The 21,405-nt window shown below is 44.0% G+C and carries 12 protein-coding genes; all 12 read left to right on the top strand.

What is annotated here, in order from left to right:
* The first annotated feature begins 200 nt into the window (after window positions 1–200).
* The gene (locus ACVW0P_RS10005) at window positions 201–2,525 is read left to right on the top strand and encodes a GH92 family glycosyl hydrolase (RefSeq protein ID WP_457131960.1); all 2,325 of its coding nucleotides are present in this window, start codon (window positions 201–203) and stop codon (window positions 2,523–2,525) included.
* Between the two features lie 5 nt (window positions 2,526–2,530).
* A complete protein-coding gene (locus ACVW0P_RS10010) occupies window positions 2,531–3,916 on the top strand; it encodes an SGNH/GDSL hydrolase family protein (protein ID WP_457131961.1) in 1,386 nt (461 codons plus the stop codon).
* 13 nt (window positions 3,917–3,929) lie between these two features.
* Complete coding sequence (locus ACVW0P_RS10015) at window positions 3,930–4,757, top strand: alpha/beta hydrolase (protein ID WP_457131962.1); 828 nt, start codon at window positions 3,930–3,932, stop codon at window positions 4,755–4,757.
* 301 nt (window positions 4,758–5,058) lie between these two features.
* A complete protein-coding gene (locus tag ACVW0P_RS10020) occupies window positions 5,059–6,801 on the top strand; it encodes a RagB/SusD family nutrient uptake outer membrane protein (protein WP_457131963.1) in 1,743 nt (580 codons plus the stop codon).
* 16 nt (window positions 6,802–6,817) lie between these two features.
* Window positions 6,818–7,255 (top strand): DUF5004 domain-containing protein, encoded by a 438-nt coding sequence (locus tag ACVW0P_RS10025; protein ID WP_457131964.1) that lies wholly within the window; start codon window positions 6,818–6,820, stop codon window positions 7,253–7,255.
* A 21-nt stretch (window positions 7,256–7,276) separates the two neighbouring features.
* On the top strand, window positions 7,277–8,284 hold the full coding sequence (locus ACVW0P_RS10030) for a DUF4961 domain-containing protein (protein ID WP_457131965.1): 1,008 nt from the start codon (window positions 7,277–7,279) through the stop codon (window positions 8,282–8,284).
* Window positions 8,285–8,378: 94 nt separating this feature from the next.
* A complete protein-coding gene (locus ACVW0P_RS10035) occupies window positions 8,379–11,474 on the top strand; it encodes a SusC/RagA family TonB-linked outer membrane protein (RefSeq protein WP_457131966.1) in 3,096 nt (1,031 codons plus the stop codon).
* A 26-nt stretch (window positions 11,475–11,500) separates the two neighbouring features.
* A complete protein-coding gene (locus tag ACVW0P_RS10040) occupies window positions 11,501–13,207 on the top strand; it encodes a RagB/SusD family nutrient uptake outer membrane protein (protein WP_457131967.1) in 1,707 nt (568 codons plus the stop codon).
* A gap of 39 nt (window positions 13,208–13,246) precedes the next feature.
* Window positions 13,247–16,342 (top strand): SusC/RagA family TonB-linked outer membrane protein, encoded by a 3,096-nt coding sequence (locus tag ACVW0P_RS10045; RefSeq protein WP_457131968.1) that lies wholly within the window; start codon window positions 13,247–13,249, stop codon window positions 16,340–16,342.
* Window positions 16,343–16,449: 107 nt separating this feature from the next.
* A complete protein-coding gene (locus ACVW0P_RS10050) occupies window positions 16,450–17,625 on the top strand; it encodes a prolipoprotein diacylglyceryl transferase (protein WP_457131969.1) in 1,176 nt (391 codons plus the stop codon).
* Between the two features lie 13 nt (window positions 17,626–17,638).
* Window positions 17,639–18,817, top strand: coding sequence for a DUF4185 domain-containing protein (locus ACVW0P_RS10055; RefSeq protein WP_457131970.1), 1,179 nt, complete (start codon window positions 17,639–17,641; stop codon window positions 18,815–18,817).
* 270 nt (window positions 18,818–19,087) lie between these two features.
* Window positions 19,088–21,358, top strand: coding sequence for a GH92 family glycosyl hydrolase (locus ACVW0P_RS10060; RefSeq protein WP_457131971.1), 2,271 nt, complete (start codon window positions 19,088–19,090; stop codon window positions 21,356–21,358).
* Window positions 21,359–21,405 lie beyond the last annotated feature (47 nt).

Below are 21,405 nucleotides of genomic sequence, written 5' to 3' on the forward strand. Positions count from 1 at the left end.
CTTAACATCAACATATAAAATAAATTCTATAAAATTTGCTAAATCGTTTTTTCTTGTATATTTGGACGTATTAATACCAATTAATAAACAACAACCGATTTTATCCAGTCACACTAAAATTTGATGATTGGAGTTTGGGCAAAATAGCTGGTTATGCTATTAGCTTAAGAATTCGGGCAACCCAATTATTGTTCATTACAATGTTTCGTAATATAAAAAAATACCTTGCATTAAGCATTTCGCTCGGCCTTGCCGCGGTGCAGCCGCTGTGTGCGCAAAACCTTGCCAAGTACGTAAACCCTTTTATAGGTGCCAGTACCAGCACGGCAGATGCAGGCGTCTACCATGGACTTGGTAAAACCTTCCCCGGTGCAACAACGCCTTATGGCATGGTGCAGGTAAGCCCTAATACTATTACCGGCGGAGACAATGGCTCGGGTTATAGCTACGAGCAGAAAAGCATCGAGGGGTTTGCCTTTACGCAAATGAGCGGCATAGGCTGGTATGGCGATCTGGGTAATTTTTTGGTGATGCCAACCACGGGCAAGCTTAAAACAAAGGCCGGTACCATTGCCCACCCGGAAGGTGGCTACCGCTCCCAATATTCTAAACAAAGCGAAAAGGCATCGGCGGGGTACTACAGCACCTTATTAACAGATTATAACATTAAGGCAGAAATGACAGCCGCGCCGCATAGCGGTATGCTGCGTTTCACGTTTCCTAAAAATACATTATCGCGCATCCAGATAGATCTTGCACGCAGGGTAGGTGGTACATCAACTTTGCAATATGTAAAGGTGGTAGATAACTACACCATACAAGGCTGGATGAAATGTACGCCCGATGGTGGCGGCTGGGGCAACGGGGACGGCCACGCAGATTATGTGGTATACTTCTTTGCTAAGTTTAACAAGCCACTGAAAGATTTTGGTGTTTGGAGCGCCGATATCCCCGATAATTGGGTGCGCAAACGCGAAGAAGTAGGCAGCGATAAATACCAGGACAAGGTGGCTAACGCGGCAATATTCAAGGGAATTGAAGAAAAGCAAGGCAAACACCTTGGTTTTTATACCCAGTTTGCCACCAAAGCGGGCGAACAGGTGCTGATGAAATCGGGCATTTCGTTTGTTAGTATCGCGGGAGCAAAAAATAACCTGCTTGCCGAAATTAAGGACTGGAATTTTGATGCCGCACATCAGCGCGCCGTTGCCTTATGGGATAAGGCTTTAGCTAAAGTAAGCATCCAGGGTGGTACAGTTGATCAAAAGAAAGTGTTTTATACCGCTCTTTATCATACCATGATAGACCCGCGCATCATCAGTGACGTAGATGGTAAATATCCCGGTGGCGATGGTAAATCGCACTACACCACGGCATTTAAAAAGCGCACGATATTTAGCGGATGGGATGTTTTCCGCAGCCAGATGCCTTTGCAAACCATCATCAACCCATCGTTAGTTAACGATCTGATGAACTCGATGGTTACCCTTGCCGATCAAAAACAGAAAAACTATTTTGAACGATGGGAGCTATTAAACGCCTACACGGGCTGTATGCTGGGCAACCCCATGACCTCCGTTTTTGCTGATGCGTATGCCAAAGGGATCCGCAATTACGATGTGAATAAAGCTTATGCGTTGTCCGTTGGCTCGGTAGAGAAATTTGGTAATGGCGATAAGGGTTATACCCCGAGTGTAATTGGTATTGCACAAACTTTGGAGTATGCTTACAACGAATGGTGTGTTGCGCAGCTGGCCAATTGGTTAAAGCATCCGGCAGATCAGCGAAAATATACTGCTCGAAGCCTATCCTACCAAAATATTTTTGATAAGGATAAAGGATGGTTCCGCCCCAAGGACGAGAACGGGAAATGGGTTGCCTGGCCCGATTCTGGCAGGATGACGCAATGGTATGGCACTTTTGAGACCAACCCATATCAACAGGGTTGGTTTGTGCCGCACGATGTTAATGGCATGGTGCAGCTAATGGGCGGTAAAGAAAAAGTACTTGCCGATCTGGACAACCTGTTTGCCAAAACCCCCGATAATATGATGTGGAACGATTACTATAATCATGCTAACGAGCCGGTGCACCATGTACCGTTCCTTTACAACCGTTTGGGCCAGCCGTGGCTTACTCAAAAGTGGACGCGCGAGATCTGTCGCCGTGCATACAAAAACTCGGTTGAAGGTTTGGTAGGTAACGAGGATGTTGGGCAAATGTCAGCATGGTACGTGTTGGCCGCTACAGGCTTGCACCCGGTTTGCCCCGGCGATACCCGCCAGGAGATCACCAGCCCGATGTTTGATAAAGTAACCCTAAGGCTCGATCCAAAATATGCTAAGGGGCAATCCTTTACCATATCGGCGAAAAATAATTCGGCCACAAATATTTACATACAAAGCGCGAAGCTTAATGGCAGCGCATACAACAAATGTTACCTCGATTATAAAGATCTGGCAGCGGGCGGTACATTGGAGCTTACCATGGGCGCGCAGCCAAATAAAAACTGGGGTACAAACTAAATTTTATGAAGAAACTCTATTCGCTGTTAATTGGTATTGGTTTAAGTGCTGGTGTTAGCGCCCAAAATATAGCGCCGTTTAAAACCGGCGACAGGATAGCCTTTGTAGGTAACAGCATTACCGATGGCGGCCACTATCACTCGTACATCTGGCTATATTACATGACGCATTTCCCAAACCAGCGTATCACGTGTTATAACGTAGGTATTGGTGGTGATGACATTAACCAGATGGCTTATCGTATTGATGCCGATGCGCTGGCCCGCAAGCCAACCGTTTTAACGCTTACCTGGGGCATGAATGATACCGGTTATTTTGAATGGTACCGCCCGGACGGACAGGACTTTATTGATAAGCGCCTTGTTAACAGCTATAAAACCTATGCGGCGCTCGAAGACAAACTGAAAAAACATACGGAGATCCGCAAGATATTGATAGGTGGCTCGCCTTATGATGAGACCACCAAATTCACCAATAAAAATATCTACCCGCACAAAAGCGATGCTTTGGCCAAAGTGATAGATCACCAGCGGCAATCAGCAAAAAACAACGGCTGGGGCTTTGTAGATTTTTTCCATCCGATGGATGCGATAAACAAGCGTGAACAGTTAAAAGACAGCACGTTTAGCCTAACCCCCGGCGACCGGATCCATCCGGATAATAACGGGCATCTTGTAATGGCCTACCTTTTCCTAAAAGCACAGGGACTAAGTAATAATGTGGTGGCCGACATTAATATTAACGCCGCAAGCAAAACGGTATCAAAGGCAGCTAATTGCTCAGTTTTAAATTTAACGTCTACAAATAAATCCTTATCATTCAATTACCTGTCAAAATCCTTACCATACCCACTGGATACCATTCCGCGCGGTTGGGGCAACAACAAAAAGCAATCGGATGCATTAAAGGTAGTACCGTTTAACGATGAATTTAACAGGGAAATGTTGACAGTAAAAAGCCTTTTAAACGGCCAATATGACCTTTTGATCGACGGTGAAAAGATGGGCAGCTGGTCGGCGTCGGCATTTGCCAATGGTATTAACCTGGCCGAGATCTCTATCACACCACAGTACCAGCAAGCTATCCAGATCCGCGAATTGAACGAGGAGCGTTGGGAAATTGAGCGGCGCCTGCGAAATTACATGTGGATGGAGTACGACTTTTTAAAGGATAAAGGGATGCTGTTTAAAGATAGCAACGCCGCTATGGATTCGGTTAAGATCCATTCCGCAAAAAATATTTTCGTGAACGGTAATAAAGATAACTACACCCGCGCCCGCTATAAAAATGTACGCGATGCCTGGCAAAAAGAAATGAATGTATTAACAGACCAGATCTACGCAATTAACAAACCGCAAACCCACCACATTCAGATAGTTGCTTCAAAATAACATTCCTATTAAGATGAATACTAAAAAAATATTTACGCTTTTTTTGATCTTTGCAAGTTCGTTTTGGCTAAAAGCTACCGCCGGTAATGTTGATACCGCCTTAACCCATAGCACGGTTATGAATAAAGATATGAAAGCGGTGGTTGTAAAACCGGCAGATTATTCAGCATCAAAAAAATACCCGGTAATGTATCTTTTGCATGGGTTTAGCGGTAACTACAGCGACTGGATCAAAAAGATTCCCGCTATTACAAAACTGGCAGATACCTATCACATGCTTATAGTTTGCCCCGATGGCAATTTTGCCGGCTGGTATTTTGATAGCCCGATAAGCAAGGAGTGGATGTATGAAACCTACATAGGTACCGAATTGGTAAGCTATATTGATAAACACTACTCAACCATAGCCAATCGTAAAGGAAGGGCCATTACCGGCCTTAGTATGGGCGGCCACGGCGCACTTTTCCTGGCATTTAAACACCAGGATGTTTTTGGTGCTGCGGGCAGCATGAGCGGGGTTGTTGATATACGCCAGTTTGCCGATAGTTACGGTATTGAACAGGTTTTAGGCAAGTACAGCGAACACCCCGAAGTGTGGGAGCAGCACTGCGTAGTTAGCTTGGTGTACCTGCTAAAACCCAACGCGCTTGCCCTAACATTTGATTGCGGTTACGACGATGGTATGTACAGCGGCAACCAGGAATTACACGAAAAATTGATGGAACGGAAGATTCCGCATGATTACACAGTAAGGCCGGGAGGGCATTCCTGGGAATATTGGGGGAACTCTATAAACTACCAGTCGTTGTTTTTTAGCAGGTATTTTAATAGCGAAAAATAATTTAGAAGAATACTTTTTAAAAAGATTGCTTATTGCCTGTATAAAACTTATTAAAATGTTAAACAATTGCTGCCGAAGGCTGCAATTTATTAAAAGTTAAAAAAAACCAGAAAAACTTTGCTAAATCGTTTTTACGACTTATATTAGCACATAATTACAAACCAATAATTATAAACCATTTATTTAAATTTTAAGGCAGCGTATTAATCGTGCAATCTTTTGAAGTTTGCTAAAACGATTTTTAACGCTTAAACTATAAAATATCGGGGCCTAATGGGCTTTTAATGTATAACCCTATAGTATGAAAAAAATTTACTTACAGTTATTTGCTTGTTCCTTCTTTCTGGTGTTGTTTCTTCTTGCATCCTGCAAAAAAGACGGCTTCCTGGGGCAAACAACAACATCTAACCTTACCGAAGAAACTGTTTTTAAAGATAGTGCCAACACCGTGCGCTTTTTAGCAGGTATTTATGAAAACGTTGGGTTTAGCGCATCTGCAAGCCGGTTTATTTACGGTCCTAACCAAACCCCAAACGGTGGGCTTGATGCGTCATCAGACGAGGCGGAGGTTTTTAGTTCGGGCGGTTCTACTGCCCTGGCCTGGGAAACAGGTACCATTAATGCAGCGGTAGTTACCGATGATGCTTATAAAAAATCATACACTAATATCCGGTCGGTTAACCAACTGCTTAAAAACCTGCCAAAATCGCCCATTAACTCATTTACAAAAACACAAATGGTGGCTGAGGCCCACTTTTTAAGGGCTTGGTACTATTCTATTTTGCTTAAACATTATGGTGGTATCCACTTGGCGGGCGATAGTTTATTTAACTATACCGATAAGATCCCCGCGGCCCGTAATACTTATGAGGAGTGTGTGAATTATATCCTTTCCGAATGTGACCTTGCAGCGCAGGATCTGCCAAATGCGCAAAGCGGCATCAATTATGGCCGTGCTTCAAAAGGGGCTTGTTTGGCTTTAAAAGCCCGTGTGTTATTATATGCTGCAAGCCCGCTATTTAACGAAGCGCCGCTTAAAGGTACCAAAAATGATGCTGTAGTAGGGTATCCTTCATATGATAAAGAAAGATGGAAAAAAGCACAGGATGCCGCCGCCGCGGTGATAGGCCTGGGCGCATACTCGTTAAATTTAGATAATTCTACGCCGGGTGTTGGTTTTCGCGACCTGTTTACCAAGCGTTATAATACCGAATATATTTTCCAGTTAATGAGACCCAATGACAATGTGGATCTTGAAAACCTTTTTCAGCCGCCATCACGTACAGGTAAAAATGGAGCATTCCCTTTACAAGGTTTGGTTGATGCCTTCCCAATGAAGAATGGTAAAGCTATTACAGACCCCGCATCAACGTACAACCCGCAAGATCCGTACACCGGCCGCGACCAGCGATTGGATTACACCGTTGTGCGCGACCAAACTTTAATGCAAAACAGGCTTGTATCGGGCTTCTCGCCAGTAAATATCTTCCAGGGTAATTTTAACGGTACCAAAACCGGTCCTGATGCAGTTCACGTGGGTACATCTACAGGATATTATACCAATAAAATGCTATCGCCAAATGCTGTAGCCAATGATTTTATCCATCGTACAGAAAGATGTTTGCCGTTAATTCGTTTCGCTGAAATGTACCTTGACTACGCTGAGGCGGCCAATGAATATAATGGGCCGGATGGAACTGTTTATACAGCAGTTGAAAAGGTGAGGGAACGTGCGGGGTTATCGCCATACCAGTTGCCCGCCGGTTTAAGCCAGGTGCAAATGCGCGAGGTTATCCGCAACGAACGCCGTGTAGAGCTTGCTTTTGAAGAGCACCGTTTTTGGGATGTACGCCGCTGGAAAATTGCCGAGCAAACCGATAATATTCAAACCAAAGGGATGGAGGTTAACCGCGATGGTAGTAATGTTACTTATAAAATTTTTGATGTACGTAAACGAAATTTCCGCCCGGCAATGTATCTGTGGCCTTTACCGCAGGCCGAGGTGGCAAAATCGCCAGATGTGATCCAAAACCCTGGTTATTAATTTTTATATACAGTTGATGAAAAGTAATCATAACATAAAAAAGATGCTGTTGCTGCTTGTATTAGTAATAATGGCGGCATCATGCAAAACAGAAAAGGTACTGCCAAAACAGGAAGCCCTGAAAGATATAACCGGCAGCTGGCAGGTGATAAAAGCAACCCGTAACGGTACCGACCTGGCCGGGCTGGTTGATTTTAGCCAGTTTAGGATCCAGTTTGAGAATGGTACTTATAAATTGATAAGCAAACTGCCATTTATTGTTAACAAAGACGGTGCTTACGCGCTTGACGACCCTTTATACCCGTTTAAAATAACGTTTACAGCTGCAGGTGCCGAACCACTTTCCACCGCTTTTAACTATCCTATTGTGAACGGCAAAAGGCAGCTATCATTAACTTTTAGCCCGGGCTGTGCCAACAACTCATATGTGTACGTACTGCAGCAAACTAATTAATAAACAGCAAAAAAAAATACTATGATATCATTTTTACATATAAAAGGCAAGGGGTTGTGGAGAGCATGTGCCTTTCTGATATTGGGCATAGTGCTTGCTTGTTGCGGTGAAGAAATTACCAGCCTTGAGCAACCAAATACTGCCGTAGTTGGCAGCAATATTAATATTAAAGTCAACTTTAAGATCCCAACCGCAGGTGACGGAACGGGCAATTACCTCATATTTGCCATGCTGGTGCCAAAGGGATGGAAAATGGCAGACAACGCCAAAATTAGCTACAGCAGTCAGTCGCTGGGCGGCGGCACTATGTCTCTTCTTCCGGCAAACTCACTGCCTAAAAATGGTGGTGGCTTAAGCTGGCCTGCCTATACCAAAAAGATGTTTGGCAATGCCGGCAACCTCATTGATGATATGGAGTGGGTGGTTTATCAATCAGAAAAAAACTACGCGTATGGCGGTGGTTTTACTTTTGAAGGCAATGTGACTATAAACCTTAAAGTTGCTGCCGATGGTAACCCCACAATTGTAAAGTTAAGTTACGTTATATCTGATAGTGTCAATGCTTATACAAGCAACGAGTTTGGTACCTATTACAGCCAAATAAATTCGCCCACATGTTTTGAAGCTACGGGCGGCACCGGCGATCTCGTAGATTTTTGTAACCCGCAACTTACGGTGATAGATCCGCCAAAATCATTAGACAACGATTTTGTTTCGCTAACCTTTGATAATACAGTAGTAACTACAAGCCTTAAAGATGAGGCTGAAGTTTACCTGTGCGCAACGGCTTACACCAATGATGGTAAAACAATAAAAGTTTGCGGGCAAACAGATAAAACCAGAATGGCGGAGACAGCACCTAACAGCAAACATTACCGGATAACTTTTTGGCCAAAAGCACTATTTAATACAACTGATGCGCAAACTATAACCAAGATAGAGTACTTCGTAACCGATAAAACGGGTACGAAAAGGGTTGGCTATGGTAACACTCAGGATCCGTTTGTGTACACCTTTAAGTGCGGATAAACAGCCTTTTATACTACCGGTGCGTTTAGAATAACCTATTTACGCCCTGCTAAAACGATATTTTATTTTTTGCCAACAATTTAAACTTTATACAATGGCTAAATGCTACTTAAGTAAATATTTTACGGCTTTAGTGATGCTAATGCTGGCGCTGGTAACAACCGGCCGCGCCATGCAGCAGGATACTATAGCAACGTATGTTGCCCGCCCCGGTATAGCCGGCGGAGTTGTGCTTGACGAATATGGCAAGCCGTTTAAGGGTGTCAAGGTATCTGTAAAGGGTAAAACCGATATGATAACTACCGATGGGGTAGGCCACTTTGAAATTACCGCCGCCAATAACGCTGTATTGATATTTATGTACCCAAATTACAATGTGCAGCAAGTTACGGTAAAAGGCGACCGCGAAATTACGGTTAGGCTTATTGATACCTATATCAAAACGCCGGCTAAGATTGATGTTTTGTATGGCACAGCCGATGCAAGCAAAAGCCTTGGCGCTATATCAACAATTTACACCAACCAGCTTACAACTACGCCTGCAACATTATATACATATGCTTTGCCCGGGCAGCTTGCAGGTTTGTATACGCAACAGTTTAGAGGGTTTGCGGCGCCGCAAACGGCTGCTCAAACACAAAGCGACTTTATCGGTAACGTAGTGTTACACAACAACTATTCGGCTAATGATAATACCGAGTTTGGCTTGTCATTACGCGGGCAGGCTCCAATTACTATCATTGATGGTGTGCAGCGAGAAATATCTTCTCTCGACCCGGAAAGTATCGAGTCGGTTTCAGTTTTAAAAGACGGGCTTTCTACTATCCTTTTAGGCGTAAATAGCTCAAGGGGTGTTATATTGATAACTACTAAGCGTGCCCTTGCAGGTACGCCACGTATCTCATTCACGGCGCAAACCGGGTTGCAAACTTCATTGGGCCTGCCAACACCTTTGCCTGCCTACCAGTATGCCTACCTGTATAACGAAGCATTGCAGAACGACGGGAAAATACCTATTTACAGCGGCGCAGATATTGCAGCTTACCGCGACCATTCTGACCCAAGCCGCCACCCGGATGTTAACTGGTACAATACCCTGCTTCGCAAAAATTCGCCTATGAACAGCTACAAGCTTAATGTAAGCGGCGGTACAGATATTGCCCGTTACAACGTATCGTTAAACTACCTTAACCAGGATGGGATGTTTAAAACAGCGGCAGAATCACCATATAACACCAATAACAACCTTAGCCGCTACATCATCAACTCAGATCTGACGGTTAACGTAACTAAAAAGTTTGTTGTAGATCTGCAAATGTTTGGCCGTATCCAATCTGGTAACCAGCCGGGCGCAGGGTATGATAATATCCTTGGTCAATTATATTCTACACCGAATAATGCTTATCCTATTTATAACCCCGATAACTCTTTTGCAGGCACAACAACATTTAATAACAATCTTTTAGCGCAATCGCAATATTCGGGTTACCAGCGTACCAACAGTAACGATGTATTAGCCAACCTGGATCTTACCTATGATATGAGCAGTGTAACCCCGGGCCTTTCCGGCAAGGCGAGAGGTAACCTGGCACTTTCTTCGCAAAGTGCTTTATTCAGATCGTTACAAAACAATTCTTTTTTAATAAAGACCGATGACACCTATGCCGCTGTGGGCACATCGTCATCACAGAAAAATGTTTTTAGCAGTGTATCAAGCGCCCGTTATTCATTCGCGCAGCTATCATTAAACTACGACAGGACATTTGGTAAACATAATTTTACGGGCCAGGCATTATACGATACCCGTTCGGTAAACCTTAACTTCGATTTAACCAGCACAACCACCAACGAGGCGTTTAAAGCAGGGTACAACTACGATGGTAAATACTTTATAGAAGGCGCTGTAAACCGCAGCGGTTACGACAGGTATCCGCCAAATAAACAATTCGGCTTGTTTTACGCCGGAGGTTTAGGCTGGCAAATGGCTAAAGAAAGCTTTATTAAAGATAACTTTAGCTGGATAAACTCATGGAAATGGCGTGCTACTTATGGCCTTACCGGTAATGCCAACGTAGATAACTTTGGCTACTATAACTTCTTACAAACTTACGGCTCGCCAAATGGCTACCAATATGTTACAGGTAATGTACGTGCCGGTGTGCAAGGTGAATTTGCCAATCAGTTAGCTAATCCGCTTATCAGCTGGGAAAAAGCAGATAAGATAGACATAGGTGCCGACATTGAATTGTTTGACAAACACCTTAAAATTACTGCAGACTATTATCACGACAGGTATAAAGATCTACTACAAATACGTGGCCGCAATAGCTTATTGTTAGGAACACCATACTCGGTAGAAAATATCGGTGTAGTGCTTAACCAGGGCGAGGAACTGACGTTAACCTACCAAAACCATATCAATAACTTTAATTATTTTATATCGGGCAATGCATCGCTTCAGTATTCAAAATCTGTTTATAGCGATGAAACACCAACGCCATACCCTTGGCTGCGCCGTACGGGCCAGTCAACCGGTGCTATATATGGCTACACGGCTTTAGGTTTCTTTAAAGACGCGCAAGAGGCTGCTACAAGTGCAACCACCACAGGTTACACCGCGCAGGCAGGCGATGTAAAGTACCAGGATTTAAATAACGACGGGGTAATTAACCAATTTGATATCTCGGCCATCGGCAATAAAAAACCGCTATTGTTTTATGGCGCATCATTAGGGTTTAACTACAAAGGGTTCAGCTTTAGTATGATCGTTCAGGGTGTTAAAAACCGCGAGATCTTGTTCAATAACTCCATGGTGAACGGCTTTGCAGGCATCGGCTTCCTGGGGCTTAATTACGCAGGCCAGGGTTATGATAACCTAACCGGCAGGTGGACGCCCGAAACAGCGGCAACTGCAACGCTTCCACGCTTGTCTTTAGGTAACGCCAACAACACGGCAAACTCTACCCTTTACCTGCGCAGGGGCGACTACTTGAGGCTTAAAAATACAGAGGTAGGCTACAACCTGCCTTATCAATGGGTACATAAGTTAAAATTATCGGGCGTAAGGGTATTTGCTAATGGCGAAAACCTGGTAACCTTATATGGCTACAAAGGGATAGACCCTGAGGTAAGCAACGGCGCTTACCCCATACAAAGGGTAGTAAACGCAGGTATTACTGTTAAGCTTTAATTTTTGGCCATTAAAAAATTATGATCATGAAACATCAAAAAAACATTATAGCAGCCATTGCACTAATATTGGCAATTGCAGGTTGCAAAAAATACGAGCAGTTCCCGGTTGATAAAGTTGGGATAGATAAAATTTTCGACCCGAGGGATTCGGCCGGTTCAAATGCGCAGAAATACCTGTACGGGATTTACTCGGTATTAAAAAACGGTCATAACCGTGTAGCGGGCGATTATCTCGACGCCGCATCTGATGATGCTATTTCTTCAGCATCAAGCCCAACCAATGTGGTTACCATACTTTCCACCGGTGCTTATAACTCCTATAGTTTACCCAATGAAGAAAACCTTTTTGGCTCATACTATGCGGGCATCCGCCAGGCCAACGAATTTGTAAACCATATTGATGTTGTGCCTGTACTGGCCAAGTATAAAGGCTATTCAATGAAATATGTTTGGAAGAGCGAAGCGCGTTTATTGCGCGCGTATTTTTATTTTGAACTGATAAAACGTTATGGCGGTATACCTTTAATGGGTAACAAGGTATATACCATTACGGATGATATAACCTTGCCACGCAACAGCTTTGATGATTGTGTTAAATACATTGTAAGCGAGTGCGACGCTATAAAAGATACGCTGTTAACATACCCAATTGCCGACCCGGATGCCGATAGCCACCGCGTAATCAAAGGTACCGCAATGGCATTAAAAGCACGTGTGTTGTTATATGCCGCAAGCCCATTATTTAACGGTGGCAACATTGATGCGTCAAACCCCTTAACAGGCTATACCGATTTTCAGGCGTCGCGATGGGCTGCCGCTGCCGCCGCCGCTAAAGATGTAATGGACCTGGGCACATACTCGTTATTACCGGAATTTAAAGATGTGTTCCTGACACAGAACAACCCCGAAATACTATTTATGCGCCAGGGCGATAATAGTAACAGTGTAGAGATTACCAACGGGCCTGTTGGTTTTACCGCAGCAACTGGTAAAGGCCAAACCAGCCCAACGCAAGATTTGGTTGATGCGTTCCCGATGGCGAACGGTTTGCCTATTGGCGATGCTGCATCAGGCTATGATAGCAACAAGCCCTACACTGACCGCGACCCAAGGCTTACCAAAACCATTCTTTATAACGGTGCAGATTGGTTAAACACGCAATTACAAACCTACGAAGGTGGCCAAAGTAAACCGAATGGTGCTTTGCAGCAAACCAAAACCGGCTACTACATGCGGAAGTTTATGGGCAATTTTGAGAACACCAACAACTACAGCGCCCACAGTACAGATTGGCTGATCATGCGTTATTCTGACCTGTTATTAGGTTACGCCGAAGCGCTTAATGAATCTGCCGGGCCAACTACCGACGTTTATAACACGTTAATAAGTATACGCAAACGTGCGGGTATTACAGCTGGTGCAACCAACCAATATGGTTTAAAAGCCGGGATGACAAAAGATGAAATGCGCACCGTAATACAAGGTGAACGCCGCGTTGAACTCGCTTTCGAAGAGAACCGCTATTGGGATATTCGCCGTTGGAAACTGGCCGAAACAAACATGAACCAGCCACGCAAAGGGGTTAGTATAGTAAAGGTGGGTGCTATATTTAATTATAACCCGATAAATGTACTGGCGACCAAGTTTATTACGCCAAAAATGTATTTGTACCCTATCCCGTATGACGAAGTGCAAAAGAACCCTAATATGAAACAAAACCCCGGATGGTAACTACCAAACAGGCAATTTAAACCAATTAATTAAGCAGTTATGAGAAAAATAATACTTTTCTTTCCAATAATATTCATGTTGCTACCGGGGGCTTTGTTTGCACAAAACACAGTAGTTACTGGTAGAGTGCGCGATCTTACCGGGATTTTGCCGGGGGTATCTGTTGTAGAAAAAGGCATCCCTACCAACGGGGGCATTGCTGATGTTAACGGCAAGTTTTCTATCACGTTAAGGGGGCAGTCAAAAACCATTGTTTTCCGCTTTATAGGTTACGTAACGCAGGAAGTTAAAGTAGGCGATAAAACAACGCTTGATGTTATTATGCAAACCAGCACCAATGGGTTGGATGAGGTATCCGTAATTGCGTATGGTACCCGTAAACGTATTACCAGCACAGGTGCCGTAAGTTCAATTTCGGCCAGCGATATCCGTACCGTACCAACAGCAAACGTGCAAAATGCGCTTACGGGTAAATTACCGGGTTTCTTCTCGCAACAGGGATCCGGCCAACCGGGCAGAGATGCGTCAGACTTTTACATTCGTGGTGTAAGTTCATTAAACCCTGCAGGTAACCAGCCGCTTATTATCGTAGATGATATTGAATACAATTACGACCAGTTACAGCAGATAAACGTAAACGAAATTGAAAATATCTCTATCCTGAAGGATGCATCGTCAACAGCCGTGTACGGTATTAAAGGTGCCAACGGTGTATTGGTAGTGACTACACGCCGTGGTAAAGGTGGTGCACCAAAGGTAAACGTTAGGGTTGAGGGTGGCATGCAACAGCCAACCAAAACACCAAAATTTTTGGATTCGTACAATTCGGCATTGTTAATAAACGAAGCGCAATTGAATGATGGCATCCCGCAGAGCTTCACCCCGGCAGATCTGGACGCCTTCAAAAATGGTAATGACCCATACGGGCACCCAAATGTAAACTGGTACGAAAAGATCTTTAAAAAACAGAGTTATCAGTCCAATGCTAACCTGGATATATCGGGCGGGTCAGACGCTTTAAAATATTTTATATCGGGCGGTGCACTAAACCAAGACGGTTTGGTACGCGATTTTGCCGACCCGCAAGCCTTGGTGAACACAAACTATTATTTCCGCAGGTATAACTTCCGTTCCAACCTCGATCTAAAGGTTACCAAAACGCTCGACCTTCGCTTAGATGTAACCACCCGTTTTTCTGACTTAAACCAGCCTTACAATCAAAATGCGGTAGGAGAGGTGTACAACTTTACAAAAGAAACCCCATTTACATCGCCATACTTAAACCCTAACGGTAGCTACAGTTACGCGTATTCGCAATTTAACCCGGATCACCTACCTACGCTAAATGCAAGGCTTGCCACCGGCGGATATCAGCATGCCCGCAGAACAGATTTTAACTTTTTGTTTGGCGCTACCCAAAAACTGGATGCCATAACAGATGGCTTATCTGTTACCGGCCGCATTGCTTACTCAAGTATCGAGCAGTACACTAAACAAATATTTAACGAGGGGATCCCATCATACCATTACGACCCTACTACCGATCAGTATTCATTGCGCCCGGGAGGTACCTATGTGTATCAAACGTATGGTTTAACAGGTAATACCGATCAAAATACCAATAACTACAACTTGCAGTTATATTTAAATTACGACCGTACGTTCAGAAATACGCATCATTTTTCGGGCTTGGTTTTATTTAACCAAACCGCAAACACATTGTATGCGGCTAATTTATTGTCGGGAGATTTGGTTGGTGTACCTCAAAAATTCAGGGGCGTATCAGGCAAGTTAGGGTATGATTACAAACAAAAATACCTGGTAGATTTTAACGTTGCCTATAACGGTACCGACCGTTTTGCAGCAAACCACCGCTTTGGTATTTTCCCGGCGGTAAGCGTGGGTTATAACTTAGTGAAAGAGGACTTCTTTAGTAAAGCATTGCCATTCTTTAGCCTGTTTAAATTAAGGGCCAGCTACGGTTTAGTTGGTTCTGATGCGGCGCCGGGTAACCGTTATGTGTACAACCAGGTTTATAACAATGGTGGCGGCTACAATTTTGGCCAGTCGCCACAACCTTATGTTACCATTTATGAAGGTGCACTGGGTAACCCTACAGTTGTTTGGGAACGCGCCCGCAAACTGGATATTGGTTTGGATATGAACTTATTTAACGATAAAATATCTGTTACGTTTGATTATTTCCATGATGTGCGCGACAAACAGCTGATAACCCCTGGCAGTGTGCCTTTGGTATTAGGTGTAGACCTGCCTGCGGTGAACCTTGGCAAAACCCAAAACCAGGGTTTCGACGGGCAGATAAGCTACCATGGTAACATCGGGAAGTTTCAATACAATACCGGCCTTGTTTTCTCATACGCCAAAAACAAAATTTTGTTTAAAGACGAAGCAGCACCGGCCTATCCCTGGCTTGCACAAACCGGTTACTCTATTGGCCAGCAATATGGTTACCACTTCTTAGGATACTATACGGCAGAGGATATTGCCGCCATAAAAGGGCCAAACGTGAACAAGATTCCTACCCCTGATAACGGGGTTCAGTTGCAACCCGGCGATCTGCGTTACGACGACCTTAACGGTGATGGCATAATAAACGTATTTGATAAACGTGCTATAGGTAACCCAAACTTACCAAATACGATATTAGGTCTCTCATTACAAGGTGTATATAAAGGGTTTAGTGTAAGCGTGTTGCTACAAGGTTCATTCAATTACAGCTTTGCAGTACTGGGTACCGGTATCGAGCCGTTCCAGAGCCAGTTTCAGCCAATACATCAAGAAAGATGGACGCCCGCTACAGCCGCAACCGCTAACTTTCCACGGTTAGGCCTTAACCCAACATCGGTAAACAGCCCAACGGCATACTTTAGTGATTACTGGTTGGTTAACGCATACTACATCCGTTTAAAAACTATTGATATTGGTTACCAATTACCAACCAAGCTATTGCCTTTCAAAATAAACAATGCAAGGGTCTACATGAGTGCATACAACTTGTTCACATGGGATAATTACAATAAATATCAACAAGATCCGGAGATCTCTACAAACACTGCGGGTGATGCCTACATTAACCAGCGCGTTGTAAACTTAGGTGTTCAACTGGGTTTCTAAGCAGGATATTTAATAAGGCAGGGGTTAGCGCAATTTGCAGTTGGCCCCTGCCTTTTTTATAAAGCCCATTCAAAAAGCATTCGGCAGGTATTTTATACATTAGTACTATGTTTCCAACCATTGGCCACCTGTTTGAATACCTCTTCCACGCCGGTTTTTCGTTCCCTATTCAAACTTTTGGTTTTTTTGTGGCTTTGTCTTTTTTAGGTGCATACATCGTGTTCACATCCGAATTTAAAAGGTACGAAGCTAACGGAAAAATACACGCATTTAAACGTAAAGTAGTTACCGGTCGGCCGGCATCAGTATTAGACCTGGCAGTAAATTTTGTATTGGGATTTCTTTTCGGTTATAAAGTGTTCGGTGCGGTTTATAACTACGCCCTATTCGCTAAAGACCCGCGCGGATACCTGCTGTCGTTGAACGGTAACCTGGCTTCGGGTTTGCTCATAGGTACCGGGTTTGCAATTTGGGTTTACTCGGATAGGAAAAAGCATCAATTAGCCAAGCCAATGGTGGTCGAAGAAACCCGCCACCCATACCAGCTAATGGGGCTTATTGTATTCAGCGTAGGTTTTTTCGGCTTCATTGGAGCAAAATTATTTGACATCGCAGATCGTTTTAACCTGTTTTTGCATGACCCTGCGGGGATATTTTTCTCCTCAAACGGCTTTGCTTACTACGGCGGATTGATATTTGGAGCGCTCACTTACTTTAACATCGGCTACCGTTATGGTATGAAACAGGTGCACCTGGCGGATATTGGCTCGCCCGGCATGATGCTCGCCTATGGCATTGGCCGCATTGGTTGCCATCTATCTGGTGATGGTGATTGGGGTATTATAAACCATCAACCCAAACCCAATTGGCTAAACCTGCTGCCAGATTGGATGTGGAGTTTTAATTATCCGCATAACGCCTTAAATGCCGGTATAACAATACCCGGTTGCGATGGCAATTATTGTAACGTGCTGCCAAAGGGTGTTTATCCCACATCATTTTACGAATTGGTATTTTGTATAGGCATGTTTGGGCTGATGTGGGCGTTCCGCAAAAAAATAAAGATTCCGGGTCTGATGTTTTCCATCTACCTGGTACTTAACGGTGGCGAGCGGTTTTTGATAGAACACATTCGTGTAAATTTTAATTACAGGTTTTTAGGTACTACATTTACCCAAGCGGAGTTAATTGGGGCACTTATATTGCTTGGCGGTATAACAGGTATAATTATTATTGCCTATAAACGTTTTAGGCTTGCCCATAACCGCGTAAACCTACGTTAATAACCAGTTTGTGATGAAAAGACTTGCGCTTGTTTGCATATACCTTTGTACTGCGTTGTCGCAAAGTATTGCGCAAAAAAAGGCTGTAAACCTTACCCATATTAAATTCACGGTATCAGAAGCACCGGAATGGTCAGCCCTGTTAAAGCGCAACACAGGTTGGTTTGGCGGCGACGGTATTTACACCATCCCGATGAGCGGGGTTGAAGGCAAGCAGGCAGGGCCGAACTCCAAAACCCTTTTCATTTTTAGTGATAGCATGATAGGGGAGATTCGCGAAAACACCATGTTGCCGGGGTATAAAATGATCCACAATTCGGTAGCGGTACTTAATGGCAACCAACCTATAGAAAATAATATAAAGTTTTACTGGGATACAGATAAAAAAGGAGAAGCCGAACCATTGTTTATCCCCACAACGCCAAAATCTGACAGTTCTGATTACTACTGGCTGGGTGATGGGTTTGTAAACCAGTCAAATAAAGCTACATACTTATTCGGCTACAGGGTACGTAATGTAAGCTTAGGTGCTTTTGGTTTCAGGGAGGTGGGTAATACGCTCATCAAAATTGCTCCCGGTACTAAGCCGCCATATAAAGTGACCAAACAGATGGATACGCCCTTTTATTTAACCGACGGTAAAGATGATATAGGCTCTTACGGTGCCGGTGTTTACGTGAACACTAAAAAGGCAGGTGCTAACAGGTCCGATGGCTATATTTACGTTTACGGTGTGCGGGGGTTGGTGAAAAGTTTATTTGTTGCACGCGTGCTTCCGACCGATTTTGAAAACTTCAAAAGATGGAAATTTTGGAATGGAGCAAAATGGGTTGCAAATATAAATAAGGCCGCGGTGCTTACTACGGGCGTGTCAAACGAGCTAAGCCTATCGGCACTGCCCGATGGTAGGTATGCCCTGGTATTTCAGGAGGGTGGTATGGGTACTAACGTGGGTATGAAGATAGGCGCAAGCCCTGTTGGCCCCTTTGGCCCGGTAATAAGGCTTTGGGATTGCAAGCCTGACCTGGTAGAGAAAACCTTTGTAGTTTACAATGCTAAGGCACACCCAACCCTATCAAAACCAGGTGAGCTGCTGATTAGCTACAATATTAATTCGGTTGAGTTTATAAAGGACCTGCAAAAACATCCAAACCTGTACCGTCCACGTTTTATCCGCGTTAAATTCAATTAATTGCCGAAACCAATTTGATAGTTTGAAAATATTATATATTTTAGCTAAATCAATTTAGCGTCTGCTGCCAATTATACTTATAAATTATTATTTTTTCGCTTAACAGATTTAAGGCATTATGAAAAAAACACAGCAGATGTACTTATAGTACTCTTGAAACAGGAGATTGGTTCTGGTTTTATATTTGGTTTATTCAATTAAAAGGAGGTGGAAGCACCTCCTTTTTCAAATGATGCCGTTGCAGCAAATTATTTACCTTCGAGATATATAATGAAAAAGTCCTTAGTTTTTTTCGCGTTACTTATTGCAGGCGCTGCACAAGCCCAGCAAGCCGACCTTGTGCATTATGCCAATACTTTACAAGGCACCAACAGCAAATACGAACTATCATTCGGTAATACTTACCCTGCTACCAGTGTGCCATTTGCCATGAACACCTGGACACCCCAAACTGGTAAAAACGGCGAAGGGTGGAAATATCAATATTTCGAAAATAAGATCCGGGGGTTTCAGCAGTCGCATCAATGCAGTTCATGGGTTAATGATTACGCCGTGTTTTCGTTAATGCCGGTTACAGGTAAGTTGGTTGTAACGGATGAAGAGCGCGCCACAAGCTTTTCGCACAAGAACGAAATAGCACAGCCAAACTACTATCGCGTAAAGTTGGATAACAATATTGTAACCGAGATGACCACCACTGAACGTGGCGCGCATTTAAGGTTCACATTCCCGGCATCTGCACCTGCTTATTTGGTATTGGATGGTTACACCAAAATGAGCCGGGTAACCATTAATGTAGAGGAACGTAAAATTACAGGTTGGGTAAACAATTGCCGCTGGGCGCCTCAAAACTTCAAAAATTACTTCGAGATCGTATTTGATAAGCCATTTAAAGCCTACGGCACATGGGAAAATAAAAAAGGCACCATTAACCCAGATAATAAAGCCGATGAAGGAGAGGGCAAAGGCGCTTACATAGAATTTGCACCCGGCACAGTTGTGCAGGCAAAGGTTGCATCGTCATATATCACGCCCGAGCAGGCATCGTTAAACCTGGCTACCGAGTTGGGCAAATTCAAAAATTTTGATGATACCAAAGCAGCATCCACCAAAATATGGAACACCTTGTTTAACCGTGTATTGGTAGAGGGCGGTACCGAAGAACAAAGAGCTACATTTTACTCGTGCCTGTATCGTGCTAACCTGTTCTCGCACCGTTTTTATGAGATCAATAAGGCAGGCAAACCATATTACTTTAGCCCTTACGATGGCAAGATCCACGATGGCTATATGTACACCGATAACGGTTTTTGGGATACATTCCGTGCGCAATTCCCGCTAAACACTATCCTGCACCCGCAAATGGAGGGCCGTTATATGCAGGCGCTGCTTTCCGCGCAAGAGCAATGCGGCTGGTTCCCGGCATGGTCGTTCCCGGCCGAAACGGGTGGCATGTTGGGTAATCATGCTATCTCTTTACTGGCAGATGCATGGATGAAGGGTATCCGTACCTTTGACCCGCAAAAAGCACTTAACGCTTACGCCCACGAGGCAAACAATAAAGGCCCCTGGGGTGGTGCAAACGGCCGCGGTAACGCCAAAGAATACAACGCAAATGGTTATGTACCTTATTCTGAAAAAACACAGGGTGCAACCGCGCAATCTTTAGAATATGCTTATGATGATTTTTGCGGGTACAATCTGGCAAAGGCTGTGGGCAACAAACCATACATGGCGCAGTTTGGCAAGAACATGTACAACTACAAAAGCTTGTATGACCCAAGCACCCGCTTTATGCGCGCTAAGGATGCGAACGGCAAATGGGTAGAGCCTTTTGATCCGCTATCTTGGGGTGGCCCTTATACCGAGGGTAACGCATGGCATTGGCAATGGTCCGTTTTTCATGATGTGCAGGGGTTGATAAAACTAATGGGTGGCAACAGGAATTTCACCGCCAAAATAGATTCGGTGTTTTCACAGCCATCTACCATTGTGCCGGGCGGTTATGGATCCGTTATCCACGAGATGACGGAAATGGCACTGATAAAAATGGGGCAATACGCGCATGGCAATCAGCCTATACAGCACATGATATACCTTTACGATTATGCCGGCGAACCATGGAAAACCCAATACCATGCCCACAACATTATGGAGAAGATCTACAACTCTACCCAGAACGGCTACCCCGGCGATGAGGACCAGGGTCAAATGTCATCATGGTATGTGTTAAGCGCTTTGGGGATATACAGCGTAACGCCCGGTGTGCCGCAATATGCTATCGGCAGCCCGGTATTTAAAAAGGTGACTATTACGCTGGAGAACGGTAAAAAATTCATCATCCAGGCAGATAATAACAGCAAGCAGAACGTGTATATCCAGTCGGCAACTTTAAATGGTAAGCCTTATACGCATAATTGGTTAAGCCATTACGCTATTACAAATGGTGGCACATTACACTTTAAAATGGGCAGCAAACCAAATTATAAACGGGGCGTTTCGCAGGCAGATAAGCCATTCTCGGTATCAACAACAAAATAATGAAACAGTAGGGTATTGTTAGCAAGGGCATATTGTGGTATAATTGT

The organism is Mucilaginibacter sp. UYNi724, assembly GCF_054057495.1.

Bases quoted from the DNA above. Each gene is read 5' to 3' on its own strand.
- ACVW0P_RS10015 (WP_457131962.1), top strand. From the start codon at position 3,930: ATGAATACTAAAAAAATATTTACGCTTTTTTTGATCTTTGCAAGTTCG.
- ACVW0P_RS10010 (WP_457131961.1), top strand. From the start codon at position 2,531: ATGAAGAAACTCTATTCGCTGTTAATTGGTATTGGTTTAAGTGCTGGT.
- ACVW0P_RS10050 (WP_457131969.1), top strand. From the start codon at position 16,450: ATGTTTCCAACCATTGGCCACCTGTTTGAATACCTCTTCCACGCCGGT.
- ACVW0P_RS10035 (WP_457131966.1), top strand. From the start codon at position 8,379: ATGGCTAAATGCTACTTAAGTAAATATTTTACGGCTTTAGTGATGCTA.
- ACVW0P_RS10030 (WP_457131965.1), top strand. From the start codon at position 7,277: ATGATATCATTTTTACATATAAAAGGCAAGGGGTTGTGGAGAGCATGT.
- ACVW0P_RS10045 (WP_457131968.1), top strand. From the start codon at position 13,247: ATGAGAAAAATAATACTTTTCTTTCCAATAATATTCATGTTGCTACCG.
- ACVW0P_RS10040 (WP_457131967.1), top strand. From the start codon at position 11,501: ATGAAACATCAAAAAAACATTATAGCAGCCATTGCACTAATATTGGCA.
- ACVW0P_RS10020 (WP_457131963.1), top strand. From the start codon at position 5,059: ATGAAAAAAATTTACTTACAGTTATTTGCTTGTTCCTTCTTTCTGGTG.
- ACVW0P_RS10055 (WP_457131970.1), top strand. From the start codon at position 17,639: ATGAAAAGACTTGCGCTTGTTTGCATATACCTTTGTACTGCGTTGTCG.
- ACVW0P_RS10025 (WP_457131964.1), top strand. From the start codon at position 6,818: ATGAAAAGTAATCATAACATAAAAAAGATGCTGTTGCTGCTTGTATTA.
- ACVW0P_RS10005 (WP_457131960.1), top strand. From the start codon at position 201: ATGTTTCGTAATATAAAAAAATACCTTGCATTAAGCATTTCGCTCGGC.
- ACVW0P_RS10060 (WP_457131971.1), top strand. From the start codon at position 19,088: ATGAAAAAGTCCTTAGTTTTTTTCGCGTTACTTATTGCAGGCGCTGCA.